Genomic DNA, 16,964 nt, shown 5'->3' with positions numbered 1-16,964 from the left:
TCATCGGTATTATGAAGCGCAGAAAAGATGAAAGGAAGCCTCAAAGCTTCCCTTTATCGTGCATAACGGCGTTATATCGCGTTATTTAGGCGCTTTTTCTTAATAAACCACGTTTTTTCAAATGAACTAACAAAATTGAGATTGCAGCAGGCGTCATGCCTGAGATACGAGAAGCTTGGCCCACCGTTTCAGGTTTGTGCTCATTCATCTTGGCAATCACTTCGTTAGACAGTCCTGGAACCTCTTGGTAATCAAGATCAAGCGGCAGTCCAGTAGTCTCATTCCGAATGGCTTTGTCGATCTCATCTTGTTGACGCTGAATATAACCCGAGTATTTAACTTGGATCTGCACCTGCTCAGCGGCACGTTGATCGTCAATCCCCGGACCAAAGCCATCAATCGACATCAATGTTGGATAATCGAGTTCTGGACGACGCAGTAGATCTTCAAAGGTTGCTTCGCGGGCAATAGGTGTATTCAGATGTGGATTTAGCACATCAACAAGCGGCGATTTAGGATGGATCCACTGACTACGTAAACGTTGTAGCTCAAGTTCGATAGCCTCTTTTTTCTCGCTAAATTTAATCCAACGATCATCGTCAACTAAACCGAACTCACGACCCTTCTCGGTTAAACGAAGATCGGCATTATCTTCACGTAGCAGCAAGCGGTATTCCGCACGGCTAGTGAACATGCGGTAGGGCTCTTTAGTCCCTAGTGTTGATAAATCATCGACCAACACCCCAAGATAAGCTTGGTCACGACGAGGACACCAGGTGTCTTTACCTCGAACTTGTAACGACGCGTTCATCCCCGCTAACAAGCCTTGGGCACCCGCTTCTTCGTAGCCTGTGGTGCCGTTAATTTGTCCCGCAAAGAACAAACCATTGATGGTTTTAGTCTCTAATGAATTTTTAAGATCGCGAGGATCAAAATAATCATATTCAATGGCATAACCAGGACGCATGATCTCAGCATTTTCCATGCCCTTAATCGAACGAACTAAATTGATCTGTACGTCAAAAGGTAAGCTGGTTGAAATACCGTTAGGATAAATTTCAGTGGTATTTAATCCCTCTGGTTCAATAAAGATCTGATGCGAATTTTTATCGGCAAAACGATTAATTTTGTCTTCAATCGAAGGGCAGTAACGCGGGCCAATACCTTCAATCACCCCTGAATACATTGGGCTACGATCGAGTCCTGCACGAATAATATCGTGGGTTCGCTCATTGGTATGAGTGATATGACATGAGACTTGTTCTGGATGCTGGCTAACATCGCCAACAAACGACATCACCGGTAACGGATCATCACCTTTTTGCTCTGTCATTAGAGAAAAATCAATGCTGTTTGCGTCAATGCGTGGCGGTGTCCCGGTTTTTAAACGGCCGACTCGAATAGGTAATTCACGTAGACGATGAGCTAAGGCGATGGCTGGAGGATCGCCGGCTCGGCCACCGCTGTAATTTTCTAATCCAATGTGGATCTTACCGCTCAAAAAGGTGCCTGTGGTTAACACCACTGCAGGCGCTTCGAAGGCTAAACCCATTTGAGTTACCACACCCACCACGGTTTCGTTCTCAACAACAAGATCGTCTACCGCTTGTTGGAAAATTCGTAAGTTGGGTTGGTGCTGCAAGATCTCTTGGATCTTGTGTCGATAAAGGGCTCTATCGGCTTGAGCACGAGTCGCTCGAACTGCAGGACCTTTGCTCGAATTTAATGTTCTAAATTGAATACCCGCATAATCCGTGGCAATTGCCATCGCTCCGCCGAGTGCATCAATTTCTTTAACCAGATGTCCTTTTCCGATGCCGCCGATAGCAGGATTACAGGACATCTGTCCCAAAGTATCTATGTTATGGGTTAGTAAAAGTGTTTTGGAACCCATCCTGGCAGAAGCTAGCGCAGCTTCTGTTCCAGCATGACCACCACCAACAACGATTACATCAAACCGTTCATGAAAATGCATTCGACAGCCTTCGATTGTTAAAAGGATAAAATTCTGTTTCTGAGGGGATCATTTTAGCATTTGCTTTGCCTAAGGTGAACGATCTATTTTGCCTGTTTTGATCAACACGGATCTGCTTAATAGATCTTAAGATCTTTAGATAGATCTCTTATTATGTTTATTATTAAGGGAGGCTTTTTCGGTGGATAACTCTAATTCCTTATTATAATCATGAGTTAACAAGCGATCAAACCTGTGATCAGATCGCGATCAAACTAGCCTAAGCTTGGGGATAGATCGGCTAGTTATCCACAGGGTGGATCATTGACCAGATCGGGTGTTGATTAATCCAGAGGTTAATCAGATCTAAATAATAGGTTATCCACATATTTATCCTTTTTATGGGTAATATGTGGATAAGTATGATCTAAACTGTGAGTGGTTCAAAAGTTAATAGATAAAAGCGATCAATAAAAGGATCTTAAAGTTGATCTTGCCAGCTGCTCAACCAAGCTATAGCGGCTTCTTCTGGAATGGGATCGTATTGAACATCGATCTGGATCTTATCCACAAAAAGTTGTGCACCGCATAAGGCCAGTGCATCCACTAATTTTTCTGGGCCTTGGCAAAAAGTATCGTAGCTCGAATCGCCAATGGCACATAATGCAAATCGGGTGCTCGCCAGATCCGGTTTTTTAGCTAAGATCTGCTCCAAAAATGGCACTATATTGTCTGGAAGATCGCCTGCACCATGAGTAGAACTGGCAATTAACCATAGTGAATTGGGGTCCAGAACATCCAAATTAGGGGCTAAATGTATGATGGTTTCATGGCCTAGATCGTTCAATTGTGCCGACATTTCATCAGCCACATACTCAGCACTACCTAATGTTGTGCCTACTAATAGTTCTACTTTTGCCATGTTACTTCCTAATATTGAGCGCTGTTGACTACGTTTATGCTGTGCATGATAGGTGAAAACCCCTGTGCAAGCTAAGTGATCTTGGCTATTTAAACGGTAAATATAGCCGTTATAGCCTCGAATTTATGCTGCAAACGCCACTAATATGACTATTAATAGGCAAGGTTTTACAGCCATTACAGCTTGCGCTAACAGGTAATGTCGATAGATCTTTTGGTTAAAAGCTATCTATTAGCGTTATATTGAACCCATTGAGAGGGCTTTGGCCCAAGGTAGGCTTACATGTTAGATGGCAACTATTGGCCTAAAAGAGGGTGGTTAGCGCGTCTGGAGTACATCATTTAAGGGGGTTTAAAGGGCTCAATTGTATTGAAGCTACTAGAATCGTTAAACGAAAAAGGCCCTGCTATTAGCAGAGCCTTTACTCTTTTTGGTGGGGTCTAGCGCGTCGTTAATCGTGAGACTAAGCTACCGACTGAACCTGTGAGGCTAATAGCCAGATGGCCAGTGCAAAAAATATCATACCCATAAATTTGTTCTGGTAGGTGCGGAATTTTTCATTTTTCAGCAGCGGTTTACCTAAAGTGCCAACCAATGCCACTAGCAAAAGATTAAAGCTTAAGCCCATCACATTAAGTAGCAAACCTAACGCTAGCATCTGCTCACCGGAGCTTGCGCTTAGCTGAGTCGATACAAACTGCGGCAAGAACAGTACAAAGAAGATCAGTGCCTTTGGGTTTAACAGATTGCTCATTACCGCGCGGCGATATAACAGCTTAGCCAGATTGTGTTGTTGCTCAATCTCAGGCGCTTCGGCGGCAGAACTGCGCATGCAATCCCAGCCCATCTTCAGTAAATAGGCGGCACCCAAAATACGTAATAGTTCCAGTGCCATCGGGTTCATGGCCACTAAGGCTGATACGCCCATCGCAGCAAGTAAAGTAAGAATAAGCCCCGAAGTGGCATTACCAAGGCTAGCGTAAACCCCGACTTTTTTGCCGTAGCTTAAGCTTGAGCTGGCGATAAGTAACATGTCAGGCCCAGGGATCAACAGTAGGGCAACCACGGTCGTGAGGTATAAAGGAAGTAACGCCAGATCGATCATCATTAATGCACTATATATAGGGAAAGAATCAAACAAGGCGCGGATTCTACAGTTATCCAACATGAATGAAAGGCATGTTGTGTTTAAATGAGAGCTACAGTTGGCAGGGTTTGTTTACGGGGGAGGGTTGATACATAGCTTTATATTGAGGAGCGTGAACTTCGATTATTTGAGTTTTTTAGCAATATCTTCATGTTGAATATAGGCCTATCCGTTGTTAGAACCATTTTACTTGGGGCTTTGGCGTCCTCTTTTGCTACTCTATGAGACAACATCACCTTTTACCTTGAATGTAATATGAAATTAGACGAGATAATTACCACGCTGAGTCGTGGCGACTTAACAGTACTCCCTATTGATGCTTTGCAGGCGGCTAGGTTGCAATGGTCAGAGTTACTGCCGGTTATCGATGAATTGATGCAAAGGTTTATTGTTAAAGAGGCCTTGTCCGATACCGAGTCTAACCTGCTATTCTTCGGTATCTGTCTTATTGCCGATCGTAAGCAGTATAACTGTTTTGATTCTTTGATTAATCTCACCAATAAGGAAGACTGTAATAGTCCGTTAGAAGCGCTTCTTGGTGATTTTATCGCTGTAGATCTTGCTACCGTTTACTATATTTTGGCGCAAGGGCAACCTGAGCAGCTGTGCTTTTTAGTTAACTCAGATCAGGCTGGCGAAATTATTAAGATGGCCGCGCTAAGTGCATTGTTTACTCAATTACATACCAGCCAAATTGACAGAGACACACTCAATCATTACATTGCTGGGTTTATTGAAAGCCTGCTCAAAAATGATCACTCAATAGCACTTTTTGAATTGATTAACTTGCTTATTTCTAATGAGTTTAATCAATACCATAGCCAGTTTGTTGGTTATGTTGAGAGTAAGTTGATAGACGAAGGCCCTACTGAGAATCAGTGCATCATCGATTGGGATAATCAGTCAATCGGTTATTCTGAGTGGGAAAGCGGCCTAATAAGCGGCGATTATGATGTTATCGACTCATTGAGTCAGTGGGCAGGTTTTAATGCTGAATCTGATATGAACGACGAGGATCTCATGGCGGTTTTCGATGACTTGATGAATACGCCAAAGGAACTTGACGATAGCTATTTTGAAAACCTTGATGCTAAGCAACCTTTTATCGCCGATATTCAAGCTGGCCGCAATGATCCATGCCCTTGCGGCAGTGGCAAGAAATACAAGAAGTGCTGTTTGAATTAGTCTGAGCTAGTTTGAATAGTGATAGCGTAGGGCTACAATCGTTAACTTATCCTGAGTCGCCTTATAAACTAAACGATGCTCATCGGTGATCCGTCTTGACCAATAACCAGAAAGGTTTTCTTTTAATCTTTCTGGTTTGCCAATCCCATCAAAAGGTGTTCTTTGGCAATCTTTTATAAGTAGGTTGATTCGTTTCAGTGTTTTTTTATCTTGTTGTTGCCAATAAAGATAATCGTTCCAGGCATGCTCTGAGAAAAGAATATTCATCAATCCAGTAACTCGCGCTCTTGGACTTGGCCATCTTCAACCTGTTTTATAGAATCTAACAGACGCTGTGCATTTACTGGATTTGAAAGTAAATAGAGGGTTTCTTTCCAGCTGTTGAACTCCGATTCAGAGAACATGACAACATTTTCAGCCCCTCTACGGTGGATCACTGCAGGTTCGCAATCATTGACCACACTGTCACAAACAGATTTAAAATTACTTCTTACCTCAGTAAAACTATAAACACTCATAAACACCTCTATATGTACGTTAATGAGTACAGTTTAGTTTAAACGTAAAAGATGTACAAGAGGAAGTACAAGTATCCTGAAGTAGGGTCACTTGTCGGCACACCAATTTGGGCCTTATCGGTTCACAAGGCTGAAGGAACTTTTTGTGTTCGTCTGGTAAGTTAATTTGAAATCATGGCTGCATTTTAATATATAACCAGTGGTTAGCTGAATGTGCAGATACTGCTGCGAAACGCCGTGAACACTTCCCTGTGGGCTCTGCCAAAACATCCCTGTTTTGGAAGCTCGCAGCCGTATCTACACTTTCTATAGTAAAAGCTGAGTAACTTCGATTAGTAGTTACTGTATAAATGACTTAAAAGAAACTCTTGCTGGGCCTACGATATTCTGGAAGGTATTAATATCGAGTTCTAGGCATATGACTCCCTTACGCTCTCTTACTTTGAACCCTTGTAGAAATGCAGTGCTGACCTTTAGCCAGCGTAGACCATGCTTATCTTCTAGGAGTAAATTGATATCAGTTAATGTGTCGTGGTTAATCTTACTTATGGGAATTTCATGCCACCACACTGCTTTGGATTTGTTGATCTTTGAGAAGTGAGTGTTGCCAGTGGTGAATGAGGAATCATATTGTTTATTTGCTAGCGTTAGCGCTTCTTTTTTTCCCATTCTTCACTTCACAATTTGATAGTTATCAATAAAACCCAACAATAACATTGTGTTGTTATTGTGCCTCTGTAATATGGAGTCATAAAACCTTAGTTGTCAGTGAGCGGATATGGAAATTCAAATTGGTGATGTACTCAGATACAAGAAGCCTGCTTGCGCTGAAAACCCTTATGAAGATGGTCACCTTAATTTCCATTTCCTGACTAAGTCTCTAGAAGCTAAAAAGCTCCAGCTTGAGAAGGGCATTAACCCTTCAGCCAAGATAAAAACCAGTTCCGGTGAGTTGGTTCGTCCTGCCATTTTAGTTTCCAGTAGCCCAAATAAGAAAGGCTCAGTGGAGACACCATGGGAAGATTTCTATGATGTCGACAATGGGCATATTCGCTATTTCGGCGATAATAAAGAACCTGGAAAAGATCCTGCTAACGCCCCCGGGAACAAGGCCCTGCTTGAAGCATTTAGATTGGCTCACTCTCATTCTGTGGAAGAGAGATCACTAACTCCGCCTATATTATTTTTTAAGCGTGCCGTAATTAATGGCGTCGCTAAAGGTTATCCGCAGTTCCATGGATTAGGGATCATCAATAGCGTTGAACTAGTGACTCAATGGGATAATAAACTAGAACGAACATTTACCAATTATGCTTTTGATTTTACTGTGCTCTGCATTGCTGCAGAACATGAGGAGTTCGAGTGGGAATGGATCAACAAGCGGCGTAAGAAAGCATTTTCATTGGCTGATACCAATAAAAATTCACCTAAAAGTTGGCGTCAATGGCTGTTGGAAGGAAGCAACTCACTCAATAAGCTTCGTCGCCGTGTTTCAAAGCTAAGCCTTGAAAAGACTGTTAATCAGAAGCCTATTCCGGGTTCTGAATCAGACCGTGTCTTGAACGAAATATATTCTTACTATGCAGGAAAGAAACATAGGTTCGAAGCTCTTGCTGAAGTGATTGCTGCTCGGGTGATAGATAGAGAACATGGTATATATCAAAAAGGGTGGGTTACTCAAGGCTCTAGTGATGGTGGAGCTGATTTCATTGGTAAAGTTACTTTAGGAAGTGGTTTTTCAAAAGTTGAACTGATTGTATTAGGTCAAGCTAAGTGTGAGGCATTAAATACTCCAACTGGCGGTAATCATATTGCACGTACAGTTGCCCGCCTAAAACGTGGCTGGCTTGGTGTGTATGTGACTACTAGCTATTTTTCAGATTCTGTTCAACGAGAAGTGATTGAAGATAAATATCCCATCATATTGATCCATGGCCGAAGAATCGCTGAAGAAGTGTCTAAAATTGTTTATGAAAGTGAAGAGTTTAGTAGCGTTAATAGCTTTTTAACCGCGATGGATAAAGACTACCCAAGGCGACTAAAACAAAGGCAAGCTGAAGAAATTTTGAATGTTTAGGCAGTTATAATGCTGATATGAAATCTAAACTTACTCACTAGGTGAGGCGAATAGCAACATTATTTGCCTCACTGTATGAGGCGAATAGAGAGCTGCTTTTGTAAGGTATAGTACTTAAATAGCATTAGGTTATTCATTTTCTGATGCGACTTAGCTATCGCTGGCGGGTTATCATTAGCTTATTACTCAAGCGCCTTTATTTTTCTTAACCCTATTAGTCATTCACTCATTAAGCCCAAATTATGCCCTCTAATACCACTCCTAAAGCTGCCGACAAAATAAAGCTACCCATAGACGCCCTCTATCAAGAGTTTAAATCTTCCATTAAAGACAACCACTTAGTGGTTGAGTCGGATACTGGCTCAGGCAAATCGACTCGCTTACCGCTTTGGTGTGCAGAGCCTGCTAGCGATGGAAAAAGAATGCGAGTGTTGGTGGTGGAACCGAGGCGGGTGGCGTGCTTGGCGTTGGCGTCGTTTGTCGGCAAGTTAGCTAAAAGCTATGACGAGGCTGGTTGCTTATCAAAGTCAGCGCGAACGTTAAACGTAGGCCATGCCATCCGTTTTGATTCTACGGTTGATGAACATACCGATATTGCCTTTGTGACGCCGGGTATCGCTTTGCGGTGGCTGTCTATGGATAAAAGTAGTCAAGACGAGAAGGCGGGCTTGGCTTGTTTTGCTACGGTGATTATTGATGAATTCCATGAGCGCAGATGGGACACGGATCTGCTGTTAGCCTTACTTAAAAAACGTGCTCAACATCGGTTAATACTCACTTCTGCAACGATTGACGGTGCTAGGCTAAATGACTATTTGTCTGATTCTATTGGAGTAAATTCAAAAAGGTTGTTGGCTAAAGGTAAAATGTTTCACGTGGAACTAACGTACCAGTCAACCGACAGTCAGCAATTACCAGACATATCGAGTTTAGAACAAAAAGTAAAAACGGCCGTGGCATCATTACTGAGCAAAACATCTGGCGATGTTTTAGTGTTTTTACCCGGTAAGCGCGAAATTCAATCTTGTTTACAGGCGTGCCAGTCTTTAGCCCAAGCTAAGCCTGCAGCAGCATCGAGCGATGCCAGGGCCAATATTGATTTAGTCGCACTACATGGCGGCATCTCTGCCACTGAGCAGCAGTCATTATTGGCCAGCGCCGCGAAACAACGGGTTATTTTCTCCACTAATATCGCTGAAACCTCTTTGACTATTCCTGGGGTGACGGCGGTGATTGATTCTGGGCTAGAGCGACGCACTCATCAGCGTAATGGTCGAACGGTGTTGTCGTTGGCGCGAATATCAAGGGCCAGTAGTGAGCAACGAAAAGGCCGTGCGGGTCGAACGCAAGCTGGCCTGTGTGTGCGCTTGTGGGGAGAGCACGCGCCATTAGAGGCGATGACACCGCCAGAATTACAGCGTGAAGAGTTAGTTGAACCTATGTTGGCTGCGGCATGCAGTGGCGTGCGTTTAGGTGAACTCAGGTTTGTAGATGCGATTAACAGTAAACCGCTGGCGATTGCAGAGAGTCGTTTATTGGCAATGGGCGCGATTGATCAACAGGGCAAGATCACTGCTCATGGTAGAAAACTGTTCCCATTACCGATAGACACTCAGTTTGCCCATCTGATTAGTGCGATGCCAGATGATGAATGTACTGAGTTAATGGTGGATTTGGCCGCGGCGATTAGTGTGCCGCAGCGTTTGTATCAGCAGCCTACTGCAGAATACGATGTTAAGTCGCTACATGACTGGGAACCGCTGGGCTGTGATGCTTTTACATTGGTAAAGCTGCTACGAGAGCCGGCTGTCGATTTTCTGAATATTGAACATAACGCGATTAAAGAGGCCCGCAGGCTGGCTAACCAGATTAGGCAAGGGTTAGGTCTACCAAAGCTGAACAGGGCTGCGGTGCTAGAGCGTAAATCTGAGCCGTTGCGAAGCCGCTGGTTATTGGCGGTGATTAAGGCGTTGCCTGAGCTGGCATTTGTTAGACGTATTAAACGGGTACAAGCGTTAGGTAATGGTTTTAGTGAAGTACAAATTGGCCGAGATAGCCGCTTTAGTCCCGAGCTTAAAGATTTTGCCGGTAAAGACGCTGCAATAGCGGCGGTAGTGTTTGATCAACACTCTATCGCGGGCAAAGGGGTTAAGCAGACATTGAACTTGGCCGCAGTCATGGCGCCTGTTTCGACTCAACTACTCTGCCAAGCGGGATTGGGCGAAGATAGGTTAGCTGAAAACAAAGAGCGCTCTGCTAGCCGTAAAGTGCTGATTGAGCGTCTATATGCTGGCAGGGTGATAGATTCTCGTTTTGAACGAGCATCGGGTGAGCAGGCTATTGAGGCGGTTGCCCGCAGTATTATACAGGGGCGGGAACTGTCAGGTATTGCTAAGCGTTTAAAGGCAGATATTGCCGCTTGGAATATTTGGTTTGCGCTGGGTAAAACGGCCGAATTTGAAAGTGAGATTAAACAGCCCTTGGTGCTCGATACTTACCTTAAAGACAAGCTGGTTCAATTAGGGGTAGAGAGCTTCGATGATTTAGGCTTGCTTGAGGATGATGACTTACTGTTTGACGGTATACCTGAGTGGCAACGTGAGGAGTTTGATCAGCTTTATCCAGCGGCATTACAGTTGCCTGAGCTTAAGCTAGCAGTTAGCTACGAACCTAAACGCAAGTTGGTGATTTTAGATTACGTTAACGGTGGCAATAAGCAGGGGCCTAAACGTTGGGAGTTACCGCGCTGGACAGGGTGGAAGATCCAATACCGCAAAGCCAGCCGTGTGGTTGATGTTAAATAATGGAATTAGTATCGATCTAGATCTGAAGATCGTTAGCACTTATCACTGATTTTAACCACAGGAAATACACTTTTGCACAGGTTTAATTTTTTACTGTTTTTTTTCTGAGTATAACTTATCAAGAAAGATCCATTTTCAATGCTATTTTTTTAGATCTAGAACAGTTTCAGTTAAAAGTTAAGCGTTTTAAAACAAGGGCTTAAGATTATTTTCAATTAAGTGTTTAGATCTATCCACAGATCGTGTTTGCTTGTTGATATCTCTGTTGATACTTGTATTTTACGATCTTACTTTAGCGGGTGTATGAGGTGAGGTTTACAGTTGACGATCTATTGCGATCGCACTGTAAATTTAGGCTTACATTGAGGGCTTGCTTTTGGTCTAGATCTTGATGACAAGATCTAGACTAAGCGCTATTTAACGGTTGTGGCGTATATCCCCAAACGAGCATCTTCAGCTAGGATGGGTATAGTTTAGCCATGTTGGTAAAAGTATTACTTTCCGATACAAAAAGAGCTGAAGATCTTGCCAAGCAGATCGTCCGAAGTGAATTTACCGGTGATTTCAGATAGCGCTAATTGCGCCATTCTTAACTCTTCAGCCAGTAACTCTCCAGCTTGATAAACTTCTAACTGTTCTTTACCTATATCTAAGTGGCTACTTGCGAGGTCGAGCGCTTCTAAGTGGCGACGACGGGCAATAAAGCCACCCTCTAGATTACTCTGGTAACCCATTAACGATTTTAGGTGCTGTTGCAGTGCTGCTATGCCTAAACCGGTTTTAGCGGAGATACGGTGTACTGGATGCCCCGCCTCTTCGGTAATATCCAAGATCTCACCGGTCAGATCGGCTTTATTGCGGACCACGGTGATGCCTAAGTTTTTAGGCAGGCGATCGATAAAATCTGGCCAGATTTCGTGTGGATCAACCGCTGTGGTGGTGGTGCCATCGACCATAAACAACACTTGATCGGCGCTGGTTATCTCGTCCCACGCACGTTCAATACCTATTTTTTCAACGGTATCGGCAGTATCACGTAGGCCCGCGGTATCAATGATGTGCAGTGGCATGCCGTCGAGATGGATATGTTCGCGCAATACATCACGAGTGGTACCGGCTATTTCGGTAACAATGGCAGACTCTTTACCGGCAAGGGCATTGAGTAAGCTTGATTTGCCGGCGTTAGGACGGCCTGCAATAACCACTTTCATCCCTTCTCGGATGATAGAGCCCTGCTTGGCACTGGCTTTAACGGTCGTGAGTTGAGTGATAATGCGGTTTAATGAACCGGAAATTTTGCCATCGGAGAGGAAATCCACCTCTTCGTCGGGGAAATCAATGGCTGCCTCGACGTATAAGCGCAGGTTGGTGACCTGTTCGACGAGTTCGTGTACCTGAGTAGAGAATTCGCCCTGTAGCGAGTTTAACGCGCTTTTAGCGGCTTGCTCGCTGGTGGCATCAATCAGGTCGGCAATGGCTTCTGCTTGGGTTAGGTCGAGCTTGTCGTTCATAAAAGCTTGTTCGCTGAACTCACCTGGTTTGGCGATGCGTAAACCTTCCGTTTCCATTACCCGCTTAATCAGCATATCAAGCACAATTTGGCCGCCATGACCTTGCAGCTCTAGTACGTCTTCACCGGTAAATGAGTTGGGGCCTTTAAAATATAAAGCGATGCCTTGGTCGATAACCTCGCCTTTATCGCTTTTAAAGTCACAGTAATCGGCATAACGGGTTTTGGGTATACGCCCAATTACCGCCATAGCCACATTGCTAGCTAAGTCGCCAGACACTCGAATAATACCGACACCGCCACGCCCTGGAGCGGTCGCTTGTGCCACGATAGTATCTGTTGTCATTACTGTGTTTCCTAGTTCAAATTTATAGGGGAATAATGGGTATCAATAAAAAGTGCTTCTCATTAAATGAGAAAAGCGGCTGATACCTGAGTATCTAGCCGCTTTGCTTAGGTGGAGCTAAGAGTTATTTTAACCCTTTCTTCGCCAGACCAGCATAAATAATCTTCTGCTGTGTAATCGCGACTAAGTTACCTACCAACCAGTATAGAACCAGACCTGCTGGGAACCATAGGAAGAATACGGTAAAGATAACTGGCATCCACTGCATCATCTTAACTTGCATTGGGTCCATTGTCGGCGCCATTGGCTGCATTCTCTGCATCACAAACATTGAAATACCCATCAGGATAGGCATGACATAGTATGGATCTTGTACTGACAAGTCGGTGATCCATAACATGAATGGTGCATGACGTAGCTCAACGCTTTCAAGCAACACCCAGTATAGTGCGATGAAGATTGGCATCTGTAGCAAGATTGGTAGACAGCCACCCATAGGGTTAACTTTCTCTTTCTTGTACAGTTCCATCATCGCTTGACCCATCTTCTGACGGTCATCACCTAAGCGCTCTTTCATTTCCGCTAGTTTTGGCTGCAGGTTACGCATCTTCGCCATAGAGGTGTATTGCGCTTTAGTTAGCGGATACAACATACCACGGACCGTTAGGGTAATTAGGATAATTGCGATACCCCAGTTAGTCACTAACGACTGGAAGAACATCAGTAGTTTGTAAATTGGTACTGCAATCCACCAAAGGAAACCGTAATCAACCACTAGGTTTAAAGAGTCAGAAATGGCTGATAGCGCTTCTTGATCTTTAGGACCTACGTAGAACTGGGCTCTAATGGTTTGTTCGCTACCTGGAGCGATGTCATATAGCGCACCACGGAAACCGATATTCGCCAATCCACCCGCGCTTACGCTTGAGAAGATAATGTTTTTATCGGTTGCTGGTGGTACCCAAGCTGACACGAAATAGTGTTGTAGCATTGCTGCCCAACCACCCAAGGTTGCCTTGTCTAGGTTCTTATCAGCCATATCGTCGAAGCTGTATTTCTCGTAGCGGGTATCTGCTGTAGAGAATGCGCCACCACGATAAGTCGGCATCATCATGCTGCTTTCGCTTTCTTTGATGCTGTGCTTGATTTGGCCATACATTTGAACTTGTAGCTGTGCACTAGAGGTGTTGTTGATTTTGTAATCAACATCAACATTGTATTTACCACGGTAGAAGGTAAATAATTTAGTGTAAGTCACGCCGTTCGCCGCTAGATAGGTTAATGGCACAGCTAATGTGTCTTGGCCTGCAGCTAAGTTATACTCGCGAGCTGTGCTATCGAAATGAGCACGACCTGTCGTGCTGCTATCAATACCATCACGACCGATTAGACCACTTTGAGCGATGTAATAGATGTCATTAGTTTGCTCTAGCAGTACAAACGGGTCATCACCATCTTCTTCAAGCTTATGAGAAAGCAAAGCTGAATAAACGATGTCACCGCCAATGGGATCAATTCTGATTTCAAGTTGGTCAGTGGTCACAGTGATCAGTTCTTTAGAAGTGGTAATCACTTCTGGTAATGCCGAATCAGCATCCGGCACGTCTGAACTGTAACCATCGGCAACAGTAGACCCTGCTACTGAAGATTGAGTTTGCGCTACAACCGGTTGAGGAGCATTATCCGTTTGCCATTGTTGCCACAGTAAAAAGCTGACAAAAAGCAGACCGATAAGCAATATATTGCGTTGAGATTCCATAGCCTATTTATCGCACCTATTTTTTTTGTGAGGGACGGGGTCTTCACCACCCGGATGTAAAGGGTGACATTTTAATATGCGTTTCGCTGCAAACCAACATCCTTTCACAAATCCATGCAAACGAATAGCTTCAATTGCATAGTGTGAACATGTTGGATTGAACCTACAACGAGGTCCCAGCATGGGACTTATGAGTACCTGGTAGCCACGAATAATCGTAGTTGCTAGCCATTGTAACGGCGAGAGAGTTTTCGCCATAGCTTTTCTACCAATTTTTTGAGTTCTGCACTTTCCATATCAAGCACGCCATTTCTGACAAGTACAACGATGTCTACAGCGGGAAGATCATGCTGATGTAAACGAAAATTATCTCTAATAATACGTTTAATTCGATTTCGTTGATGAGCTTTCTTTACATAACGCTTGGCAACCGTTAGTCCTAAACGTGGATGTTGTTCAGAATTTGGAATCGCAAGTAAGGTTATTTCAGCGGAAGACGCTTTGATAGGTTTGGTAAAGACAGATTTAAATTGCGCGGGAGTTAACAAACGTAACTCCCGCGTAAAGGTATAGCTGGTCACTTGCATCTCTACTTATTAAGCAGAAAGACGAGTGCGACCTTTAGCACGGCGACGTTGGATAACCTTGCGGCCACCTACAGTTGCCATGCGAGCGCGAAAGCCGTGAGAACGCTTGCGCTTCAGGTTGCTAGGTTGAAAAGTACGTTTACTCATTATGGCAATCCGTCTTTGTTAGGTTAATAAACCTTAGTCTCTAGAAATTAGAGGTAAGGGCAAAAAAGAGGCCGAATTGTAATCACTTTAGTCATGCACGTCAATACGCAATCGACTTAAGTGATTAAATAATCCCATCTCAGTATTTTCTTCGACAGTCTAAATCTACTATAAATTGTGGATAACTCTGTGAGTTACCACTACATCTAGTGGTTCTACCGATCAAAAAACAGATCGAAGCTGCACTATTATAGATCGATATGGATCGCTTTATAAAGCTGGATTTGCGGGTTTTTGCTATCTTTTTGATCTCCACCGATCCCTTGAGATCGAGATCTTATTGTTTCTCAGTTCTATCTGGGGATAAATATATTTAAAGGATAGCGATCAGCGTGATCTCACTATAGAATACAGCTCTTTTGTATGATCTTCTGGGGATAAGTACGTGGCGGTTTCACTTTGGCAACAATGTATCGCAAGGCTGCAAGATGAGCTTTCTGCTCAGCAATTCAGTATGTGGATAAGACCGTTACAGGCAGAGATGGAAGGCGACACGCTTGTCATATATGCACCTAACCGTTTCGTTTTAGATTGGGTTAGAGATAAATACCTTAATATCATCAATCAATTTTTTACCGAACAGATGGGTGCTGATGCGCCTAACTTGCGTTTTGACATCGGTAGTCGCCCATCAGCTAAGCCTATTGTTCAAGCCACCGCTGCGATTAGAACTCGACCGACGGTTAGGCGAGCGATCGAGAAACCTATTTTTAATACACCTCCGAGTGATCCTACGCCAGCGGCAAATCATCGTAGCAATATTAATCCGACTTACCAGTTTGATAACTTCGTTGAAGGTAAATCGAACCAACTGGGTAAAGCGGCCGCAATGCAGGTTGCTGAAAACCCAGGTGGAGCCTACAACCCACTGTTTCTTTATGGCGGCACCGGTTTGGGTAAGACTCATCTGTTACACGCCGTGGGCAATGGCATCATTAAGAACAAGCCGGATGCTAAAGTGGTTTACATGCATTCGGAACGTTTTGTACAGGACATGGTTAAAGCCCTGCAAAACAATGCCATTGAAGAGTTTAAGCGTTACTACCGCAGTGTTGATGCTCTCTTTATTGATGACATTCAATTCTTTGCCAACAAAGATCGTTCGCAAGAAGAATTTTTCCATACCTTCAATGCCTTGCTAGAAGGAAATCATCAGATCATCCTGACGTCGGATAAGTATCCGAAAGAGATCGACGGTGTTGAAGATCGCCTTAAGTCTCGTTTTGGTTGGGGTTTAACCGTTGCTATTGAGCCGCCAGAGTTAGAAACTCGTGTGGCGATCTTGATGCGTAAAGCACAAGAGAGCGGCATTAATCTGCCTGATGAAGTGGCCTTCTTTATTGCTAAGCGTTTACGCTCTAACGTGCGTGAGCTTGAAGGCGCACTTAACCGTGTTATCGCCAATGCGAACTTTACTGGCCGTCCAATTACTATCGATTTCGTCCGCGAAGCACTGCGTGACCTGCTTGCGCTGCAAGAAAAGCTAGTCACTATCGATAATATTCAAAAGACCGTTGCTGAATACTACAAAATTAAAATGGCTGATATGTTGTCGAAGCGTCGTTCACGTAGTGTGGCGCGTCCAAGACAGATGGCGATGGCATTATCGAAAGAGCTTACTAACCAAAGCTTACCTGAAATTGGTGATGCATTTGGTGGTCGTGACCATACAACTGTTCTGCATGCATGTCGTAAAATTGCGCAGTTGCGTGAAGAAAGTCATGACATTAAAGAAGATTATGCTAACTTGATACGAACCTTATCTTCTTAATATCAGGGAATTGAAACCAATGAAATTTTCTATTGATAGGGATGCCCTATTAAAGCCACTTCAGTTAGTGAGTGAGCACTTACTTCCACCAAGAGGTTAGCCAGAATAGGTAAGTTGTGGCGTTTTTCCACCGCTCCACTCACTAACTGAAGTGGCTTTAATAGGGCATCCCTATCA

At 43.9% G+C, this 16,964-nt stretch carries 15 protein-coding genes and 1 pseudogene; 4 read left to right on the top strand and 12 right to left on the bottom strand.

Translation table 11 applies throughout. From position 1 onward, the window contains the following. Positions 1-85 precede the first annotated feature (85 nt). From mnmG to L2755_RS16260, 3 genes are all read right to left on the bottom strand, one after another. Positions 86-1,975 carry a tRNA uridine-5-carboxymethylaminomethyl(34) synthesis enzyme MnmG gene (gene mnmG / locus L2755_RS16270; RefSeq protein WP_248981730.1) on the bottom strand — a complete coding sequence of 630 codons (1,890 nt, stop codon included), beginning with the start codon at positions 1,973-1,975 and terminating at the stop codon, positions 86-88. A gap of 460 nt (positions 1,976-2,435) precedes the next feature. Beyond that, on the bottom strand, positions 2,436-2,876 hold the full coding sequence (gene mioC, locus L2755_RS16265; RefSeq protein WP_248981729.1) for an FMN-binding protein MioC: 441 nt from the start codon (positions 2,874-2,876) through the stop codon (positions 2,436-2,438). Between the two features lie 463 nt (positions 2,877-3,339). After that, on the bottom strand, positions 3,340-3,984 hold the full coding sequence (locus tag L2755_RS16260; RefSeq protein ID WP_248981728.1) for a LysE family translocator: 645 nt from the start codon (positions 3,982-3,984) through the stop codon (positions 3,340-3,342). A 294-nt stretch (positions 3,985-4,278) separates the two neighbouring features. Between L2755_RS16260 and L2755_RS16255 the strand changes: the two genes are divergently transcribed. After that, positions 4,279-5,208, top strand: coding sequence for a DUF1186 domain-containing protein (locus tag L2755_RS16255; RefSeq protein ID WP_248981727.1), 930 nt, complete (start codon positions 4,279-4,281; stop codon positions 5,206-5,208). 6 nt (positions 5,209-5,214) lie between these two features. On the opposite strand, the gene L2755_RS16250 is transcribed toward L2755_RS16255, so the two are convergent. From L2755_RS16250 to L2755_RS16240, 3 genes are all read right to left on the bottom strand, one after another. Continuing rightward, positions 5,215-5,475, bottom strand: a complete 261-nt coding sequence (locus tag L2755_RS16250; protein ID WP_248981757.1) for a Txe/YoeB family addiction module toxin — start codon at positions 5,473-5,475, stop codon at positions 5,215-5,217. Further along, positions 5,475-5,726, bottom strand: a complete 252-nt coding sequence (locus L2755_RS16245) for a type II toxin-antitoxin system Phd/YefM family antitoxin (protein ID WP_248981726.1) — start codon at positions 5,724-5,726, stop codon at positions 5,475-5,477. The genes L2755_RS16250 and L2755_RS16245 overlap by 1 nt, the downstream gene beginning before the upstream one ends. 339 nt (positions 5,727-6,065) lie before the next feature. Beyond that, positions 6,066-6,395 (bottom strand): hypothetical protein, encoded by a 330-nt coding sequence (locus L2755_RS16240; RefSeq protein WP_248981725.1) that lies wholly within the window; start codon positions 6,393-6,395, stop codon positions 6,066-6,068. A 109-nt stretch (positions 6,396-6,504) separates the two neighbouring features. Between L2755_RS16240 and L2755_RS16235 the strand changes: the two genes are divergently transcribed. Continuing rightward, on the top strand, positions 6,505-7,803 hold the full coding sequence (locus tag L2755_RS16235; RefSeq protein ID WP_248981724.1) for a restriction endonuclease: 1,299 nt from the start codon (positions 6,505-6,507) through the stop codon (positions 7,801-7,803). 242 nt (positions 7,804-8,045) lie between these two features. Beyond that, on the top strand, positions 8,046-10,607 hold the full coding sequence (locus L2755_RS16230) for a helicase-related protein (RefSeq protein WP_248981723.1): 2,562 nt from the start codon (positions 8,046-8,048) through the stop codon (positions 10,605-10,607). Between the two features lie 494 nt (positions 10,608-11,101). Here the strand turns inward: L2755_RS16230 and mnmE are convergent, their stop codons facing one another. The 5 genes from mnmE to rpmH all read right to left on the bottom strand — a co-directional run bounded on the left by mnmE (position 11,102) and on the right by rpmH (position 14,956). Further along, a complete protein-coding gene (mnmE, locus tag L2755_RS16225) occupies positions 11,102-12,463 on the bottom strand; it encodes a tRNA uridine-5-carboxymethylaminomethyl(34) synthesis GTPase MnmE (protein WP_248981722.1) in 1,362 nt (453 codons plus the stop codon). Between the two features lie 124 nt (positions 12,464-12,587). Next, complete coding sequence (gene yidC / locus L2755_RS16220) at positions 12,588-14,222, bottom strand: membrane protein insertase YidC (RefSeq protein ID WP_248981721.1); 1,635 nt, start codon at positions 14,220-14,222, stop codon at positions 12,588-12,590. Positions 14,223-14,225: 3 nt separating this feature from the next. Beyond that, entirely contained in the window at positions 14,226-14,480 is a 255-nt protein-coding gene (gene yidD, locus L2755_RS16215) for a membrane protein insertion efficiency factor YidD (RefSeq protein ID WP_202287249.1), read from the bottom strand. After that, entirely contained in the window at positions 14,447-14,803 is a 357-nt protein-coding gene (rnpA, locus tag L2755_RS16210) for a ribonuclease P protein component (protein WP_202287250.1), read from the bottom strand. Before rnpA ends, yidD begins: the two co-directional genes overlap by 34 nt. Before the next feature lie 15 nt (positions 14,804-14,818). Next, positions 14,819-14,956, bottom strand: a complete 138-nt coding sequence (gene rpmH / locus L2755_RS16205; RefSeq protein ID WP_248981720.1) for a 50S ribosomal protein L34 — start codon at positions 14,954-14,956, stop codon at positions 14,819-14,821. 445 nt (positions 14,957-15,401) lie between these two features. Between rpmH and dnaA the strand changes: the two genes are divergently transcribed. Further along, a complete protein-coding gene (gene dnaA, locus L2755_RS16200) occupies positions 15,402-16,787 on the top strand; it encodes a chromosomal replication initiator protein DnaA (protein WP_248981719.1) in 1,386 nt (461 codons plus the stop codon). 44 nt (positions 16,788-16,831) lie between these two features. Here dnaA and L2755_RS16195 read toward each other — a convergent pair. Further along, a pseudogene (locus L2755_RS16195) lies at positions 16,832-16,964 on the bottom strand (DNA polymerase III subunit beta); the annotation flags it as partial.

The sequence above is a fragment of the Shewanella abyssi genome (assembly GCF_023284025.1).
GTDB classification, from domain to species: Bacteria; Pseudomonadota; Gammaproteobacteria; order Enterobacterales; family Shewanellaceae; genus Shewanella; species Shewanella abyssi.
This window is presented reverse-complemented; position numbering and strand designations above follow the sequence as displayed.